Here is a 17,702-nt window from a genome sequence, read left to right on the forward strand (position 1 = left end):
AGCTCTCTTTAATTTCAACTTTATTATCTATTGAAGTTGTTTCTGTTGTTTTTTCTAGCTTTTCTGCATTCTGGGCATCTTACAGGATCATTTTCGAATCCTTTTTCTTTGTAGAAAGCTTGCTCTCCTTCAGTAAATATAAATTCGTTTCCACAATCTTTGCAAGTAATAGTCTTATCAGCCATTGTACTTACCTCCTTTAAATCTAAGGACTAATTAAACATGGGATTATCTTATTTCCTTGATTAAAGGAGTTACTGGATAAAAGCCTTGTTAATTAATCTTTTTTTTATATATCGAGTTTTAAACTCTAAGAATATTATAACATAATTAATAGATTATACAATAGAAATTAGAAAAAAATTATTAAATTTTTAGCCATAAAAACGACTATTTTTAATAGATTATTTAAGAGCAAAAATGTTAAAAATAGTTAAAAAATAAAAAAGTTTGTTGTTTAAGTCAATTTAATAAAGCTATTGCATAAAATATAACTAACATAGATTAATTGTAAAAATTTATGTTATAAATGTATATATTAAATCAATTTATTTATATCTTTTATTAAAAAGAGGTTAAGGTAAACATTTAAAATATACCTTTATTGATTTAAAATTTTAGTTTAGAATAAAATAAAATTAAAGAAAACTCTTAATAAATTTTAACTATCAGATATTTATAGGGAAACAAGCTCGAATTTAAATTTATTCAATAACTTTAAAATATTTTCATACAAAATGTAGTGTTGAATTCTAAGCGATTCAGAGCATGTCTCACTATTTGGGGTATCCAAGTTTTGGAATGGATAATTTTAAAAGTCAACTTGGAACCCTGAAGGAACTAAGCTAGATTTTAAAAGAGAAATAGACATATATAGTGAAAGTGGCAAGAAAGAGTTAGCAAAAGATGTATGTGCTATTGCAAATTCAAGAGGTGGAAGAGGATATATCATTATAGGAGTAGAAGATAAAAGTAAAGATATAGTAGGGGTCTATGACGAAAGATTGGTTGAAGAAAAAATTCAGCAAATTATAAGTTCTAGATGTGAACCGCCTATTCCGGTATCATTAGAATTTGTAAATTATAAAGGTAAGAGATTAGGTGTAATAATTATATATACTAGTGAACAACGACCATATCAAATAAGGGAAAACGGAGCTTTTTATGTAAGACGGGGCTCTACTACAGACACAATGAGAAGAGATGAAATAATATCTATGTTTAGTAGTTCTTTAAGTTTTAATATTGAAATAACACCATTAATTAATAGTTCCACTAAATCATTGATGACACCAAGAATATATCGGTATTTTAAATTGAAAGGTTTTGAATTCAATACATCAAATCTAGAAGAACTTATGGAGGATGCAGGTATAATTTATACAAATAAAGATAGTGGAAGAAAACTTTTAACACTAGGGGGCGCTTTAATTTTTTCTAATATACCAAGTATCTATGTACCTCAGAATATGATAAAAATAATAAATAAATTAGGAAATAAAAAAAATGAAGTAATTATTATAGAAGGAAATTTATTGAATATGATAAACAAATCAGAAGAGATCCTTTTGAAAATACTACCGAAAGAATATCCTAAAAAAACGGTTATTGAAGCAGTTAATAACGCAATAATTTATAGAGATTATAGTATATATAATAAGTTTATAGAGGTAATATTAAGTGGGAAAAGTGTAGTCATTTCAAGTCCAGGATGTTTACTTAAAACTTTTGATAGTGGAAAAGTTTTATATGGCAAAAGAAATATGTGGCTTTATGAAAAAATAATAACGTTAGATGATAGAGGTAGATTTTTAAAAAGAACATCTGGGTTTGCTATAATAAAAAAATCTTTTAGAAAAAAAGGAAAAGTCCATTTTATAAATGATGAAGAAAAAAATCTGTTTAAGGTAGTATTGCCAGGAGTAAGAAATTTTACAAATAATTTATTGTTTAAAAATTCTGAATAATATATAATAAGAGTAACAAAAATTAAATTATTATAAAATATATAGATGAACAAATAGGATTTAATCAATTCAAAGGTTTGGTAGATGAACTATATTAAATAGGCATAATTTATAGGCACAATAAAATCAAATAATAAGTCTGGAGGCGTTTATGATGATTAATGTATTCTGTAACGAAAAAGGTTCAGGTAAAACAAAGGCTCTAGTTAACTTAGCAAATGAGAAAGCTTGTAAAGCAAAAGGTAACATTGTGTATATAGATGATGATAATAAAATGCTTTTTCAACTGGATAGAAATATAAGATTTGTATGTGCAGAAGATTTTAAATTGAAAACTGCAAAAGAAATTGAAGGTTTCTTATGTGGTATAGTTTCACAGGACTATGACGTTGAATATGTTATGGTGGATGGTATAATGAAAAAGGTTGATATAGAAGATATGCCAAAATTATTTGATAAAATAAAATATTTAGTTGACAATCATAATATAAAATTTTATATAAATATAAGTGGTAATAGCGAAGAATTGCCAAAAGAAATACAAAAATATGTTGTTGAAAAACAATAAAATTAAAAAAAGTCTTGCAATTAATAAAACAAAGTGATATCATAACATTTAAATCAATAAAATTTTAAAGGCAATGAAAGAAAAAAGTAATTATGAAAATCATACAGAGAGCTGATGGTTAGTGCAAATCAGTTGATGGAAATAGTGAAATACATTCTGGAGCTTTAGGCTGAAATAATAGTAGGCTGTTACGGTTATCCTTACGTTATAAGGAAAGAGAGGATTTTCTTTTAAATTTTAAAAGAAAATCAATTTGGGTGGTACCACGGAAAATTTCGTCCCTAGTTTTTTAAAAACTAGGGACTTTTTATATTTTGTAGAAAAACATATGTTATGCAAAGAATTAATGTATTTTAAACAAATTATATGATAAAACATGGAGGAATTTTTATGACAAACAATGTATTTGATGTTCTTAAAGAACGTGGATTTTTAAAGCAATTAACTCATGAAGATGAAATGAGAGAAATATTAGGAAAAGAAAAAGTAACTTTTTATATAGGATTTGACCCAACAGCAGATAGCTTACATGTAGGTCACTTTATAGCAATGATGTTTATGGCTCATATGCAAAGAGCTGGACATAGACCAATAGCTCTTGTTGGTGGTGGAACTGCAATGATAGGTGATCCATCTGGTAGAACAGATATGAGAAAAATGCTTACGAGAGAAGATATAGATAGAAATGTTGCTGGAATAAAGAAACAATTATCTAGATTAATAGATTTTAGTGATGGAAAGGCTATATTAGAGAATAATGCTGATTGGCTATTAGACCTTAATTATGTAGAATTTATAAGAGACATAGGAGTTCATTTTTCAGTAAATAGAATGTTAACTGCTGAATGTTTTAAACAAAGAATGGAAAAAGGATTATCATTCTTTGAATTTAACTACATGTTAATGCAAGGTTATGATTTCTTAGTTTTAAATAAAAAGCATAATTGTACAATGGAGCTTGGTGGAGATGACCAATGGTCAAACATATTAGCTGGTATGGATCTTATAAGAAGAAAAGAAGGAAAACCAGCATATGGAATGACTTGTTCATTATTAACAAATAGCGAAGGTAATAAAATGGGTAAAACAGCTAATGGAGCACTTTGGTTAGATCCAGAAAGAGTTTCACCATTTGATTTTTACCAATATTGGAGAAATATTGCAGATGCTGATGTTGAAAAATGTTTATCATTATTAACATTCTTACCAATGGATGAGGTTAAAAGATTAAGTTCATTAGAAGGTGCAGAAATAAATAAAGCTAAGACAATACTTGCATATGAAGTTACAAAACTTATACATGGTGAAGAAGAAGCTGAAAAAGCTAAGGTAGCTGCAGAAGCTTTATTTAGTGGCGGTGTTGACATGTCCAATGTTCCAACAGTTACAATAACATCAGATATGGCAGAAAACGGAATATTAGATATATTAGTATATACAAAAATTGTTCCGTCAAAAGCTGAAGGAAGAAGACTTATACAACAAGGTGGATTAACAATAAATGAAACTAAAATAGATGATGTAAATGCTAAGTTTTCTAAAAACTTTATTAAAGAAGATGGATATGCATTAATAAAAAGAGGAAAGAAAAAATTCTATAAATTAGAAATAGCTTAATATAAAGGCTTAATTTTAAAATATTGTTGTTAATTGAGATGATATAGGAAACATTTTATAAAGGTGTATAGTGGAAGTTTTAAGAAAAAGACAAATTCTTCTTTTCTTTAATTATCCATTAATACAATTTCTTTATTTGAAACGAAGATGACTATTCTTTTTAATAAACTTCTATGTTAAAAAGGAATGGTCATTTTTATTTATAAACATAAAAAATAATTAAAGGAGTGTGTTAAAAGTGGATAATTTTATTGTATATCAAAGTAAGGGCAAACAATTAAGTATAATGTTCTTAGCCATTGTTATGTTGGTCATAGGAGCCTTTTTGTTGTTTTTTGGAATAACAGCAGAAGAATCGGTTAATTGGTTATGTTTAATTATTGGAATTGTAAGTGTGGTTTTTTTTGGTTATTGTTTATTTTTTATTTTAAAGGAGTTATTTGTTGGTAAAGAAATTGTAGTGGTTAATAAAGAGGGTTTTTACGATCGTTCATCAGCGTTATCTAAGAAAAGTGAACTTATAAAATGGGAAGCGGTAGAGTCAATTAAAATTGTTTCAGTGACAGGACAACAGTTTGTTTCTATTTACTTGATAGATTCAGATGTATATTTAAAGTCTATTTCTGGTTTAAGAAAAAAAGCAGTACAAGCTAATTTAAAATTAGGTACAGGACATATTAATATAAATATGCAAAGTGCAAAAAATGTTTCAATTGAAGAATTATATGATGTTATGAATGAATTTTGTTTAACTTATAGTAAAAAAGCCTAATAGGCTTTTTTTTATTGGATTTTTACAATGAAAAAGTATTACAAAGGAATTTTTTTTATTAAAAATATAATTTAATTGCATAGTAAACGATAATATTATATAAGTAAGTATTTAAAAAAGAAGTTTTTTAGTTTAAGTATTTTATAAAATTATATCTAATAAATTTTAAATAGATTGGGGGAGAAAGTATGTCTGGAACAGGAGTTTGGAGAATAGAAGCATTGCAAAATGCATCAACTCAAGTTAATAGAAATAAGAGTACTTTTAGAAAAGGAGAAACTTTTACAGCTAGAATCCTTAATATAAATAAAGAAAGTGGAGAAGTAATTGTAAGATTATTAGATGGAAGACAGTTTCCCGCTAGGATAGATAGTAAGATAGAAAATAGTTTAATAGACAATTATTTATTAAAATTTATAGTAGATGATTTTAAGGAAAACAAATTAATACTAAGTTTAAACAGTGTCATTGAAAATATACATGATAAGAACATAGATAGGTCTGAAAAAGAAGTATTATTTAAAATAATAAACAATTTAGGATTAAATATTTCAAAAGGTGATGAAAATTTAATTAAAGAAATGCTTAAATTTAATATACCTTTGACACAAGAGAATTTAGATGAAGTCAAAAATTTATTAGATTTCAAGAATAAAATTGTTGAAAATCCTCAAGAAGAAGATAGATTCATTGATAAGTATTTAGGAGCAAAAAATATATCAGTAAATAGTGAATTAGAGGTTAAAATTAAAACTATATTAAAAGATTTTTTTGTATCTCTTAAAACTTTAGATTTAAAATCAATGCTTATGATGAAAGAAGAAAACATTCCTATGAATAAAGAAAATATAAATAGCTTTAATATTTTGAATGAAGAAAACAATGTTATTATTAAGGATGTAAAAGAGTTTGAACAAGCTTTATACAAAGAAAAAGGACAGGTTGGTATTAAGGAAGAAAATTTTAATAAAGTGGATTTAATATCTAAAAATAAGGTAGAAGAAAAAAGCAATGTAAAAACTAGCGAATATACATCTGAATGTAATGGTATAGAAAAAAATGTTAAGAATGAAGTAACAAAAGAAAATAGTAGAAATTCTAATGTTTTAACCTTAGAAAAAGAGGAATTTATTAATAAAGAAATTGCTGAAAAAATTAAGTTGCCTATGCATGAATCAATTAAAAAAGAAATTAAAGAAAAAATCACACAAATGCAGGATTCTATATCATTAATTATTAAGGAAAAAGAAGATAATCCAGAGCAATTTACTAAAGTAATGAAATTTTTAGAAGGTAAAATGCAGGATTTTAAAATGTTTAACACATTAAGTAATGACTATTATTATTTAAATGTTCCTATGAATGTAAAAAACGAAGATTATGATTGTAAGCTTGTAATCAAAGATGAAAGAGGAAAGGGTAAAAAGCTTGACTCGAAGAATATGAAGATTGCAACAAGCATAAAAACCTTAAATATGGAAGTGATAGATGCATATATATCTGTGAACAATTGTTATATAAATATTGATATACAGGCTCAAAAAAAATTTATGGCTGTAATAGAAAGATGTAAGGATGAGCTGTTAAATGATTTAAAAAATTTACCATATTCTTTTGAAGTTTTGGTGAATGAAAAAGTAGAAAAGTTTACATTGAGTAGCTGTAGAGACTTTTTTAATGATGAAAGTATATCCACTTTAGATTTAATGGTATAAATTCGCTTTGTAAAATATAAAAAATATAGTATAATTACATCTATGTATGTTGTAAGGATAATACTAATTAGTAGGGTGTGGTAAGTGTGAAAAATAAAAAAAAGGCTGCTGCATTAAAATATGATTTGGGAAGTTCTGCACCTAAAGTTACAGCAGTTGGAATGGGGCACATAGCAGATAAGATAATAGAACATGCAAAAGAAGCCGAGGTTCCAATAGTTGAAAATAAGGAGCTTACAAACCTTTTAACTAATGTAAACGTTGGTGATGAAATTCCAGCAGAATTATATGATGTAGTTGCAAAGGTAATTGCATATGTAATGGATGTTGATAATAGGATGAAAAAGTAGGTGACGGTGTTGGCATTGTATGCAATATCAGATTTGCATTTGGGTTTTAATAGTGAAAAACCTATGGACATTTTTGGTGAAAAATGGTTAAATCATGATGAAAAAATAAAAGAAAATTGGTTAAAAACAATATCAAATGAAGATGTAGTGCTTATAGCAGGAGATATATCTTGGTCTATGAAAGTTGAAGAAGGAAAACTAGATTTAGATTTTATAAACAACTTGCCAGGAAAAAAGTTATTAGTTAGAGGAAATCATGATTATTGGTGGAGTGGTATAAAGAAACTAAATTCTATGTATGATAATATGAATTTTATTCAAAATAATTATTTTCAATATAAGGATCATGCTATTTGTGGAAGCAGAGGATGGATAACACCAATAAATTCTAAATTTACTACACATGATAAAAAAATATATGATAGAGAAATTATAAGATTAAAGTTATCATTAGATTCTGCAAAAAAAGATGGATTTGAAAAGATTATTGTAATGTTACATTATCCACCGGCAAATAATATTGAAGAAGAAAATGGATTTACAGAGATTTTAAATGAATATAATGTAGAAAAAGTTATATACGGTCATATTCATGGAAGTGGTTTAAATTATGCATTTGAGGGTGAAAAAAATGGAATCGAGTATATTTTAACTTCTTGTGATCATATAGACTTTGAACCTTTAAAGATACTATAATATTTTTTATAAAATTATAAAAAATTTTTATAAAGAATATATCGAAATAAAAAAAGTTCGATATATTCTTTTTAGGTTTTTAATTTTTACTTTATTCATAAACAAATGTAATATTCATTAGCAATTTTAATAAATATAAAAATAAACTAAGATAATGAAGGATTATTGAGAAAATTATTATTTGTGTACATTAGACAAAGGGTTATAGAATTAAAGAAGTGAAAAATTAATTGTTTATTATCTTATTATAATAATATCGTGAATTTAAATATAATTTTAGAATATAATTTAAAGATGTTTGTTTTAAAGATGTTCTAGAATTTAAGCTATTTTTGGCAATATCCTCACTTTTGAGGACATTCCCAATTTACAGTATATAAAATTGGAAGATGATTCTGAAAACTTATAGGGATAAAAGTTGAAAGTTTAACTTATGCATCAAAGTTTTGATTTCAAATTAGAGAAACTAAAAGTCATAAAAATGAAAAGTTGAAATATGAGTAAAGTGAGTAGTAAATACCATAACTATCCACTTACAAATAATATGTGTTTTGCTTAAACTAAAGCATAAGTAAAAATTAAAATTTGTAACCCTATAGGTTTAGCAATTAATAATTTTTATAGATGAATAGATAATTTAATATATATCCGTGGTGATAGTATAAGTAAACTAGGGAGTGATAATAAAATGAGTAATTTAATACATTTAGGAGTTGACATAGGTTCTACTACCGTGAAAATTGTGGCACTTGACAAAGAAGAAAAAATACTTTATAGCAAATATAATAGGCATTATTCTAATATAAAGGAAAGTATACTTACCCTTATAAGTGAGTGTATTGCAAATTTTTCTAAAGAGAGTAATTTTACAATAATGATAACTGGTTCCGGTGGATTATCTATTTCTAAGTGGTTGAATATAGGATTTACTCAAGAAGTTGTTGCATGTAAAGAGGCAATAGAAAAATATATAAGTGAAACAGATGTTGCAATAGAATTAGGTGGAGAAGATGCTAAGATAACATATTTTTCAGGCGGTATTGAGCAAAGAATGAATGGAACATGTGCAGGGGGAACTGGAGCATTTATAGATCAAATGGCTGCACTTTTAGAAACTGATGGAGCAGGTTTAAATGAACTGGCTAAAAATTATAAAGTTATATATCCAATAGCAGCAAGATGTGGTGTTTTTGCAAAAACAGATATTCAACCACTTTTAAATGAAGGGGCAAGAAAAGAAGATATTGCAGTGTCTATATTTCAATCAGTGGTTAACCAAACAATTAGTGGCTTAGCTTGTGGAAGGCCAATTAGAGGTAAAATAGCGTTCTTAGGTGGACCGTTATATTACTTATCAGAGTTAAGGGAAAGATTTATAGATACATTAAGTATTAAAAGAGAAGATGTAATATTCCCTAATAATTCTCAGATATTTGTAGCTATAGGTGCAGCAATTTGTTCAAAATTTGAGACAGTGTTTAAATATGAGCAATTATTAGAAAAAGTAGATTTAATTAGTAAGTATCAAGATAAAGAAATAAATAGATTAGAGCCTCTTTTTGAAAGTGAAAAAGAAATAGAAAAATTTAAAAAAAGACATAGTAAAGCAAAAGTTATAAGAAAATCATTAAATGAATATAAAGGTAATGCATACTTAGGATTAGATGCAGGTTCAACAACTACAAAGGCAGTTTTAATAACAGAGGATGGAGAAGTTTTATATTCATATTATGGTAGTAATAATGGAAATCCTATCAAACAAATAAGAAAAATTTTAGAAGATTTATATAGTAAAACTAATAACGATATTTTAATAAAAGGTTCTACAGTAACTGGTTATGGAGAAGCGTTAATAAAGACAGCTTTTAAAGTTGATCATGGTGAAGTTGAAACTATAGCTCATCAGAAGGCAGCTGAATTTTTCCTACCTGGAGTAGATTTCATTTTAGATATAGGTGGACAAGATATGAAATGCCTTAGCATAAAAAATGGAGTCATAGAAAGTATAAAGTTAAATGAAGCTTGTTCATCTGGATGTGGTTCATTTATAGAATCTTTCAGTAAATCTTTATCTTTAACTATAGAAGACTTTATAAAAGGAGCAATGTATAGCAGAAATCCTGTAGACTTAGGATCAAGATGTACTGTTTTCATGAATTCAAGAGTAAAACAAGCTCAAAAGGAAGGAAGTTCAGTAGGTGATATAGCAGCAGGTTTATGTTATTCAGTTATAAAAAATGCTTTAAATAAAGTTATAAGAGTCAAAGATGAAAAAGATTTAGGTGAAAAAATTATAGTTCAAGGTGGTACATTTTATAACGATGCAGTGCTTAGGTCCTTTGAGTCAATATCAAAAAGAGAAGTAGTAAGACCAGATATAGCAGGATTAATGGGAGCATTTGGAGCTGCTTTAATAGCAAAAGATCGTAGTGAGAATAAAGAAGAAAGTGCAATAATAAAATTAAAAGATTTAAAAGAATTTACAATAGAAACTAGTATGAGAAGATGTGGTGGATGCGGTAATAATTGCTTATTAACTATAAATAAATTTAATGATGGAAAAAGATTTATATCTGGAAATAGATGTGAAAAAGGCGATAATAGTAAAGCTCAAAATAACAATATACCTAATTTATTTGAATATAAATATAATAGAGTATTTAACTATAGACCTTTAGAGAGAGAAAATGCCAAAAGAGGTGTTATTGGAATTCCTAGAGTTCTTAATATATATGAAAATTATCCATTCTGGCATACATTCTTTACTAAATTAGGATTTAGTGTACAACTATCTTCAAGATCTTCAAGAAAGATATATGAATTAGGAATAGAAACAATACCGTCAGAATCAGCTTGCTATCCAGCTAAGTTGGCTCATGGACATATTATAGATTTAATAAATAAAGATGTAGATGCTATATTCTATCCTTGTATTATGTATGAAAACAAAGAACAAGAAGAAGCAACAAACCAGTTTAATTGTCCAATGGTTATATCTTATCCAGAAGTAATTAAAAATAATGTAGATTTGTTAAAAGAAACAAATACTAAATTTATTAATCCATTTTTAACCTTGGGAAATATTTCTAAACTAAAGAAAGGATTATATATAGCATTAAAAGAATTTAGCATAGGCAAAAATGAAATTAATGAAGCTGTTGATAGAGCTTGGCATGAAGTTTTGGAGTTTAAAAAAGATATAAGGAAAAAAGGTGAGGAAACACTTAAATATTTAAGGGATAATAATAAAAAAGGAATAGTTTTAGCAGGAAGACCGTATCATATTGATCCAGAAATTAATCATGGAATAGATAAGCTCATAACAGGATTGGGGATAGCTGTACTTACAGAAGACTCTGTTGATCATTTGGAAAAAGTAGATAGGCCTTTAAGAGTTGTAGACCAATGGACATACCATTCAAGATTGTATGCAGCAGCTAGTTTTGTATGTAAAGAACCTAATTTAGAATTAATTCAGCTTAATTCCTTTGGGTGTGGATTGGATGCAGTAACCACTGATCAGGTCCAAGAAATATTGAAAGGATATGGAAAGATATATACAACTATTAAAATAGATGAAGTTAATAATTTAGGGGCTGTTAGAATAAGAGTTAGATCTTTAAAAGCAGCAATGAAAGATAGAGAAAAACAAAACATAGAATATAAACAAGTTGAAAAAAGCAATAAAAGAGTTATTTTCACTAAAGAAATGAGGAAAAATCATACTATTTTAGCACCACAAATGTCACCTATTCATTTTAAACTTTTACAAGGTGCAATAGCTTCTTGTGGATATAATTTAGAAGTATTACCTTCAGTAGATACTAAGGCTGTTGATGAAGGGCTAAGATATGTTAATAATGATGCATGCTATCCATCTATAATAGTAATAGGTCAAATAATAAGTGCTTTAAAATCAGGAAAATATGATGCTGATAATACATCAGTTATAATAAGCCAAACTGGTGGTGGATGTAGAGCAACCAATTATATAGGCTTTTTAAGAAAGGCATTAAAAGATGCTGGATTAGAAAATGTTCCTGTAATTTCAGTAAATGCTTGTGGCTTAGAAAAAAACCCAGGGTTTAAATATAGTATAGAAATGGCTAGAAAGGCAATTATTGCAGTAATATATGGTGATTTATTTATGCAATGTATGCTAAGGGTAAGACCTTATGAAAAGATAAAAGGAAGCACAAATCAATTATATGAAAAGTGGAATAATATTATAAAGCAACAAATATTCAATGGTGATTATAAAAAGTTAAAAGAAAATATAAAAAATGTGGTTCGTGATTTTGATAATTTAGAAATAAAAGATTTAAATAAACCAAAAGTTGGAGTTGTTGGAGAAATATTAGTAAAATTTCATCCTACAGCTAACAATAATATTGTAGATATTCTAGAAGAAGAAGGGGCAGAAGTTGTTGTTCCAGATTTAACAAATTTCTTCTTATATTGTTCTTATAATGGTAAGGTGAATTTTGAAAATAATTTAGGTGGGAAAACTAGCGACATAGTTGGTGATATAATTATTAAATATGTGGAAAATTACAGAAAATATGTTAGAGCAGCTTTAGATAAAAGTAAAAGATTTACATCGCCTTGTAGAATTGAAGAATTAGCAAAAGAAGCAAGGAATATACTTTCTCTTTGCAATCAAACAGGAGAAGGTTGGTTCTTAACAGCAGAAATGATAGAGCTTATAAAAAGTGGAACTAAAAATATAGTATGTATGCAACCATTTGCTTGTTTGCCAAACCATGTTACAGGAAAAGGTATGATAAAAGAGTTAAAAAGACATTTTGAAGACGCTAATATAGTTCCTATAGATTATGATCCAGGAGCAAGTGAAGCTAATCAATTAAATAGAATAAAACTTTTATTATCAATATCAAAGAAAAATATGGAACGTGATTATTTACAAACTTTAGATGAAGTTGCAGCAAGTACTAAAAGAGATTAAAGTTCTATAAATTTATAAAAAATGTCACAAAGTGATTTACATCATTTTGTGACATTTTTATTTTTATAGAAAGTTTACTTTTTTAGAATTTTAGCTAATATTCCTTTATTAGGGTTTTTGATTTTGTTTATAGTAACTTGAGATTTATTGGATTCGATATCATTATCTAAATTTATATTGCTTTCTATAATATCCTTATTTTTAAGTTTTTCTTCTAACATTTGAGATTCTTTTATTAAATCTCTTTGAGTTCTTGTAAGATCTTTTAGTGTAGAAGACACTCCAGGGGTAGTTAAAACCCTTGAAAACCAATTTAAACTTGAATTATAATTTCCAATTCTTCTATTGATCTCACCTATTAAATACATTAAAAGAAATGTGTTCATTTTATAAATAGGCAATGATTCTTTAGAAAAGGCAAATTCAAATCCTTCTAAAGCGGAAGTAAGAAAAGTTCTCTCAAGCTCTTTATCTTTATCAGAATCACCTAATCTATACATCCAAGCTAATTTTAAGCATATCATAGCTTTGGTGCCAGCTTTGCTATTTATATAAGTTGCATTAAGTAATGCAAGCTTATAACGCTCTATAGCAATTTCTCTTGTATAGGCTTCAGGATAAGTTCTAGATTTGAATTTTTGTGAAACGTTAGTTTTAACTAGTTCCTTTTGTCGCTCTGTAATTTTATTAAAGTCTACTTTAAGAGCTGAATATCCACAGTGCTCACAAACATAAACATCATAAAAATAAGGATTTATTAAATCATATCTTATAAAAAAATCAGAGTCCTTAGAAATCATTCTATAGGAGTTACTTTTAAGTGCTAATTGTTTAAAAGTATTCTCACAAACAGGACAAGTTACAGTTTTTTTGTATAATAATGAAAAATTTTTATGTTGTGTTTCAAGTTCTTGAAGTTCCTCTTTTTTGTAGAGCGTTAAGTTATCTGTATCTTTAAATCCAACATTTTCTAGTCCGGAAAATATACTATTCATAATATCACCACCTTGAATGGTTTAGTCATATTTAATTAAATAATATATCAGATTTTCTGTCTATTTTGTGAAAGCTTAATAGAAAAAACTAGTATTATTATGTTTCATAAAATATACTTTGCAACTCTGGTCTATTATTTTTTATATGCATTGGTAAAAATCATAATCATAATTATAAATAAATTAATTTATCTATTAAAATATAGATGTTACTTTTATGTAAATATAATAAAATTTGTTCAAATAATATTTGTAAATATGTTATGATTTTCTAAAAAGAAAAAAGAATTTTAAATAAATTGATATTTTCCTATAATAACATTATATTATATATATGTACGTTAACTCAAAGGTTAGTATAAATATATATAATAAAAAGTAATGTACAAATACCATATTTGATAGTTTTTTTTATGTAAAGGGTGAATTTTATGGCAGTAATAGAGTGGAAAAAATTTTTAATACCTTATGATCAAGCGGTAGAGGAATTAAAAGTAAAGTTAAGAAGCATTAGAAGAGAATTAAGAAAAAAAAATGAATATTCTCCTATAGAGTTTGTAACGGCAAGGGTTAAAGAAGTTTCAAGTATATTGGAAAAGGCAAATAAATTTGATATACCACTAGATAGAATAGCATATGAAATGGAAGATATAGCAGGTATAAGAATAATGTGCCAGTTTGTTGATGATATAGATAAAGTTGTAGAACTTATAAGACAAAGAAGAGATATGCAAATAATATATGAAAAAGATTATGTTGCTAATGTTAAGACTAGTGGATATAGAAGTTATCATATGATAATAAAGTATCCAGTTAATATGGCAGATGGACAGACTGAAATATTAGCAGAATTTCAAATAAGAACATTAGCTATGAACTTTTGGGCTACAGTAGAGCATTCACTTAATTATAAATATAAGCATGACATACCAACAGATATTAGAGGAAAATTAAAAAACGCTGCAGATGCAGCTTTTAAATTAGATGAACAAATGCTTGAAATAAAAGATGAGATAAAAGATGCACAAAAGTTATTTGAAGTAAAATCAAGTTTAGTAACTAGTATAGTTGAAAATATACTTACGTTGTCTTCTCTGGGTAAAATTGCAGAGGCCTCTAGATTTTCAGAGTCTTTAAATAGACTTTTGGAAGTAGGAGAAATACATGAACTTAATGCATTATTAGAAGAAACAAAAAAAGTTTTAGATAAATATAATAAAAGATAAATTTTAACATAAAAATGTTGACTTTTTTTAGGATTAAGGATATAATACATTATTAATTGAATATATACTATTGCGTTGATTAGGAGTAGTAATATTAATTTTAGTTTTAAGAGAGCTACAATATGGTGAGATGTAGTAACTAAAGAATATGAACTTGCTTATGAGCTTACTTGTGAGAAACAAGTACGGTTATACCGTTATAATATTAAAGTGGGGCTTTTGCCTAATTAGAGTGGTACCGCGGAACTATAGCTTTCGTCTCTTTATTTAGAGATGAAGGCTTTTTATTTTTTTATAGATTATTCTACACAAATTAATTAACAAGGAGGATTTCAAAATGGGAAATTATAATACTAACATTGATAAAAAATGGCAAGAAAAATGGGAAGAAACAGGACTTTACAAGTTTGATAACAATAATCTTGATAAGAAACTATATGTTTTAGAAATGTTTTCTTATCCTTCAGGAAGTCAGCTACATGCAGGACATTGGTTTAACTATGGACCGGTTGATTCTTGGGCTAGATTAAAAAGAATGCAAGGATATAATGTGTTCCAACCAATGGGCTTTGATGCATTTGGTCTTCCAGCAGAAAACTTTGCAATAAAAACTGGAATTCATCCAATGGATTCTACTGAAAAAAACATCGTCACAATGGAAAAACAGTTAAGAGCTATGGGAGCTATGTTTAACTGGGAAAATGAGGTTATTACTTGTAGACCAGATTATTATAAATGGACGCAATGGTTGTTCTTAAAACTTTATGAAAAAGGCCTTGCTTATAGAAAAAATGCTCCAGTTAACTGGTGCCCTAGCTGTAATACAGTTTTAGCTAATGAGCAAGTTGTTGATGGATTCTGTGAAAGATGTGAGAGTGAAGTTACTAAAAAGAACTTAACTCAATGGTTTTTAAAAATAACTGATTATGCTGATGAGCTATTAGAAAAAATAGATACACTAGATTGGCCAGAAAAAACTAAAGCTATGCAAAAACATTGGATTGGAAAATCAACAGGAGCGGAAGCTACCTTTAAAGTTGATGGAAAAGACATTGAATTTGATGTATTTACTACAAGAGTTGATACTTTATTTGGAGTTACATATGTTGTGTTAGCACCAGAGAATGAGTTAGTAGATAAATTAACTACAGAAGAATTTAAAGCTTCCGTTGAAGAATATAAAGAGACTGCAAAAAAACAATCTGATATTGAAAGACAATCTATAACTAGAGAAAAAACAGGAGTATTTACTGGTTCTTATGCTGTAAATCCAATAAATGGACGTAAAGTTCCAATTTGGATTGGCGATTATGTTTTAAATACTTATGGAACTGGTGCGGTAATGGCAGTCCCTGCTCATGATGAAAGAGATTTTGCATTTGCAACAAAATACAATTTATCAATAGAAAGAGTTATTGAAGGTGGAGAACTTCCATTTACAGAAAAAGGAACATTAGTTAATAGTGAAGAATTTAATGGATTATGTAGTGATGAAGCTAAAGAAGCTATTGTTAAAAAACTTGAAAAAATAGATCTTGGAGCTAAGAAGGTAAACTTTAGACTTAGAGATTGGTTAGTTTCTAGACAAAGATATTGGGGAGCTCCTATTCCGATGATACATTGCGAAAAATGTGGAGTAGTTCCAGTTCCAGAAAAAGATTTACCAGTTGAACTTCCATATGATGTTGAATTTGCACCAGACGGAAAATCACCATTAGCTAAATCAGAAAGTTTTGTAAACACTACTTGTCCTTGTTGTGGTGCTTCTGCAAAAAGAGAAGTAGATACGCTAGATACATTTGTATGTTCTTCATTCTATTATTTAAGATATACTGATAATAAAAATAGTGAAATATGTTTTGATAGTGAAAGAGCAAATAAAATGTTGCCAGTTGACAAGTATGTTGGTGGACCAGAACATGCGTGCATGCACTTATTATATGCAAGATTTATAACTAAAGCTTTAAGAGATATGGGATATGTAAACTTTGATGAACCGTTTAAATCTTTAACTCACCAAGGACTTATATTAGGACCAGATGGATTGAAAATGAGTAAGTCAAAAGGGAATACAATATCTCCAGATGATTATATAAAAGAATTTGGTGCTGATGTATTTAGAATGTATCTAATGTTTGGTTTTGGATACACTGAAGGCGGAGCATGGAGTGATGATGGGATAAAATCTATTGGTAAATTCATTGAAAGAGTTGAAAGAATTATAGAACACTCAATAGCTGAGCTTAGAAATAAAGATAATAATAAAGATGTTATAGAGTCAGATGAAAAAGAACTTAACTATTGGAGACATTTTGCTATAAAAAATGTAACTGAAGATGGGGATAAAATGCAGTTTAACACTGCAATAGCTAGAATGATGGAATTTACAAATGCATTATCTAAATACTTAAATGTAAAAGTTAAGAATGTAAACTTCTTAAAAGAAGCATTAGTAGATTATATAAAACTTTTAGCACCATTTGCACCTCACTTTGCCGAAGAACAATGGGAAGCTTTAGGTATGAGTTTCTCTGTGTTTAATGAAAAGTGGCCAGAATTTGATGCAAATGCATTAATTAAAGATGAAGTTGAAATAGCTATTCAAATAAACGGAAAAATAAAAGCTAAGATAAATATTCCAACAAATCTTGATGAAGAAGGAATAAAAGAAGCATCATTAAATAATGAAATAATAAAAGAAAATATTGAAGGCAAGACTGTAAGAAAAGTTATAGTAATAAAAGGTAGACTTGTGAATATAGTTGCAAATTAAAAAAAGGTGGATTATCCACCTTTTTTTATTGTGTCTTTAATCAATGATTCATTTCAT

The 17,702-nt window shown here is 27.4% G+C and carries 11 protein-coding genes, 1 pseudogene and 2 other annotated features; of the genes and pseudogenes, 10 read left to right on the forward strand and 2 right to left on the reverse strand.

Annotation, left to right across the window (positions count from 1 at the left end; genetic code table 11):
* Nucleotides 1–23: 23 nt before the first annotated feature.
* Nucleotides 24–185, reverse strand: a complete 162-nt coding sequence (locus tag ACYUE0_RS10340) for a zinc-ribbon domain-containing protein (RefSeq protein ID WP_010294339.1) — start codon at nucleotides 183–185, stop codon at nucleotides 24–26.
* A gap of 648 nt (nucleotides 186–833) precedes the next feature.
* On the opposite strand from ACYUE0_RS10340, the pseudogene ACYUE0_RS10345 reads away from it, so the two are divergent.
* From ACYUE0_RS10345 to ACYUE0_RS10380, 8 genes and pseudogenes are all read left to right on the forward strand, one after another.
* Nucleotides 834–1,967: pseudogene (locus tag ACYUE0_RS10345) on the forward strand (AlbA family DNA-binding domain-containing protein); the annotation flags it as partial.
* A 151-nt stretch (nucleotides 1,968–2,118) separates the two neighbouring features.
* Nucleotides 2,119–2,535: an ATP-binding protein gene (locus tag ACYUE0_RS10350; RefSeq protein WP_242865246.1), complete on the forward strand. Its 417-nt coding sequence runs from the start codon at nucleotides 2,119–2,121 to the stop codon at nucleotides 2,533–2,535.
* Nucleotides 2,536–2,599: 64 nt separating this feature from the next.
* Nucleotides 2,600–2,821 (forward strand) — a binding site (T-box leader).
* A 104-nt stretch (nucleotides 2,822–2,925) separates the two neighbouring features.
* Nucleotides 2,926–4,152, forward strand: a complete 1,227-nt coding sequence (gene tyrS, locus ACYUE0_RS10355) for a tyrosine--tRNA ligase (RefSeq protein ID WP_460270469.1) — start codon at nucleotides 2,926–2,928, stop codon at nucleotides 4,150–4,152.
* Nucleotides 4,153–4,390: 238 nt separating this feature from the next.
* Complete coding sequence (locus tag ACYUE0_RS10360; protein ID WP_460270471.1) at nucleotides 4,391–4,924, forward strand: STM3941 family protein; 534 nt, start codon at nucleotides 4,391–4,393, stop codon at nucleotides 4,922–4,924.
* Between the two features lie 188 nt (nucleotides 4,925–5,112).
* A complete protein-coding gene (locus tag ACYUE0_RS10365; protein WP_460270473.1) occupies nucleotides 5,113–6,639 on the forward strand; it encodes a hypothetical protein in 1,527 nt (508 codons plus the stop codon).
* A gap of 86 nt (nucleotides 6,640–6,725) precedes the next feature.
* The gene (locus ACYUE0_RS10370; RefSeq protein WP_061994123.1) at nucleotides 6,726–6,989 is read left to right on the forward strand and encodes an EscU/YscU/HrcU family type III secretion system export apparatus switch protein; all 264 of its coding nucleotides are present in this window, start codon (nucleotides 6,726–6,728) and stop codon (nucleotides 6,987–6,989) included.
* A gap of 9 nt (nucleotides 6,990–6,998) precedes the next feature.
* On the forward strand, nucleotides 6,999–7,685 hold the full coding sequence (locus tag ACYUE0_RS10375; protein ID WP_460270475.1) for a metallophosphoesterase: 687 nt from the start codon (nucleotides 6,999–7,001) through the stop codon (nucleotides 7,683–7,685).
* Between the two features lie 688 nt (nucleotides 7,686–8,373).
* Entirely contained in the window at nucleotides 8,374–12,651 is a 4,278-nt protein-coding gene (locus ACYUE0_RS10380) for an acyl-CoA dehydratase activase-related protein (protein ID WP_460270476.1), read from the forward strand.
* A 74-nt stretch (nucleotides 12,652–12,725) separates the two neighbouring features.
* On the opposite strand, the gene ACYUE0_RS10385 is transcribed toward ACYUE0_RS10380, so the two are convergent.
* Entirely contained in the window at nucleotides 12,726–13,646 is a 921-nt protein-coding gene (locus tag ACYUE0_RS10385) for a DUF2225 domain-containing protein (protein WP_460270478.1), read from the reverse strand.
* Nucleotides 13,647–14,077: 431 nt separating this feature from the next.
* Between ACYUE0_RS10385 and ACYUE0_RS10390 the strand changes: the two genes are divergently transcribed.
* Both ACYUE0_RS10390 and leuS read left to right on the forward strand, forming a co-directional pair.
* Nucleotides 14,078–14,872: a GTP pyrophosphokinase gene (locus tag ACYUE0_RS10390; RefSeq protein ID WP_010294325.1), complete on the forward strand. Its 795-nt coding sequence runs from the start codon at nucleotides 14,078–14,080 to the stop codon at nucleotides 14,870–14,872.
* Between the two features lie 66 nt (nucleotides 14,873–14,938).
* Nucleotides 14,939–15,138: a binding site (T-box leader), on the forward strand.
* 71 nt (nucleotides 15,139–15,209) lie between these two features.
* Entirely contained in the window at nucleotides 15,210–17,645 is a 2,436-nt protein-coding gene (gene leuS, locus ACYUE0_RS10395; RefSeq protein WP_460270480.1) for a leucine--tRNA ligase, read from the forward strand.
* Nucleotides 17,646–17,702 lie beyond the last annotated feature (57 nt).

It is taken from the genome of Clostridium sp. CTA-19, from assembly GCF_054767855.1.

Excerpts from the sequence above, each read along its gene's own strand:
- ACYUE0_RS10340 (WP_010294339.1), bottom strand. The coding sequence starts at position 185 with ATGGCTGATAAGACTATTACTTGCAAAGATTGTGGAAACGAATTTATA.
- ACYUE0_RS10350 (WP_242865246.1), top strand. The coding sequence starts at position 2,119 with ATGATGATTAATGTATTCTGTAACGAAAAAGGTTCAGGTAAAACAAAG.
- tyrS (WP_460270469.1), top strand. The coding sequence starts at position 2,926 with ATGACAAACAATGTATTTGATGTTCTTAAAGAACGTGGATTTTTAAAG.
- ACYUE0_RS10365 (WP_460270473.1), top strand. The coding sequence starts at position 5,113 with ATGTCTGGAACAGGAGTTTGGAGAATAGAAGCATTGCAAAATGCATCA.
- ACYUE0_RS10380 (WP_460270476.1), top strand. The coding sequence starts at position 8,374 with ATGAGTAATTTAATACATTTAGGAGTTGACATAGGTTCTACTACCGTG.
- ACYUE0_RS10385 (WP_460270478.1), bottom strand. The coding sequence starts at position 13,646 with ATGAATAGTATATTTTCCGGACTAGAAAATGTTGGATTTAAAGATACA.
- ACYUE0_RS10390 (WP_010294325.1), top strand. The coding sequence starts at position 14,078 with ATGGCAGTAATAGAGTGGAAAAAATTTTTAATACCTTATGATCAAGCG.
- leuS (WP_460270480.1), top strand. The coding sequence starts at position 15,210 with ATGGGAAATTATAATACTAACATTGATAAAAAATGGCAAGAAAAATGG.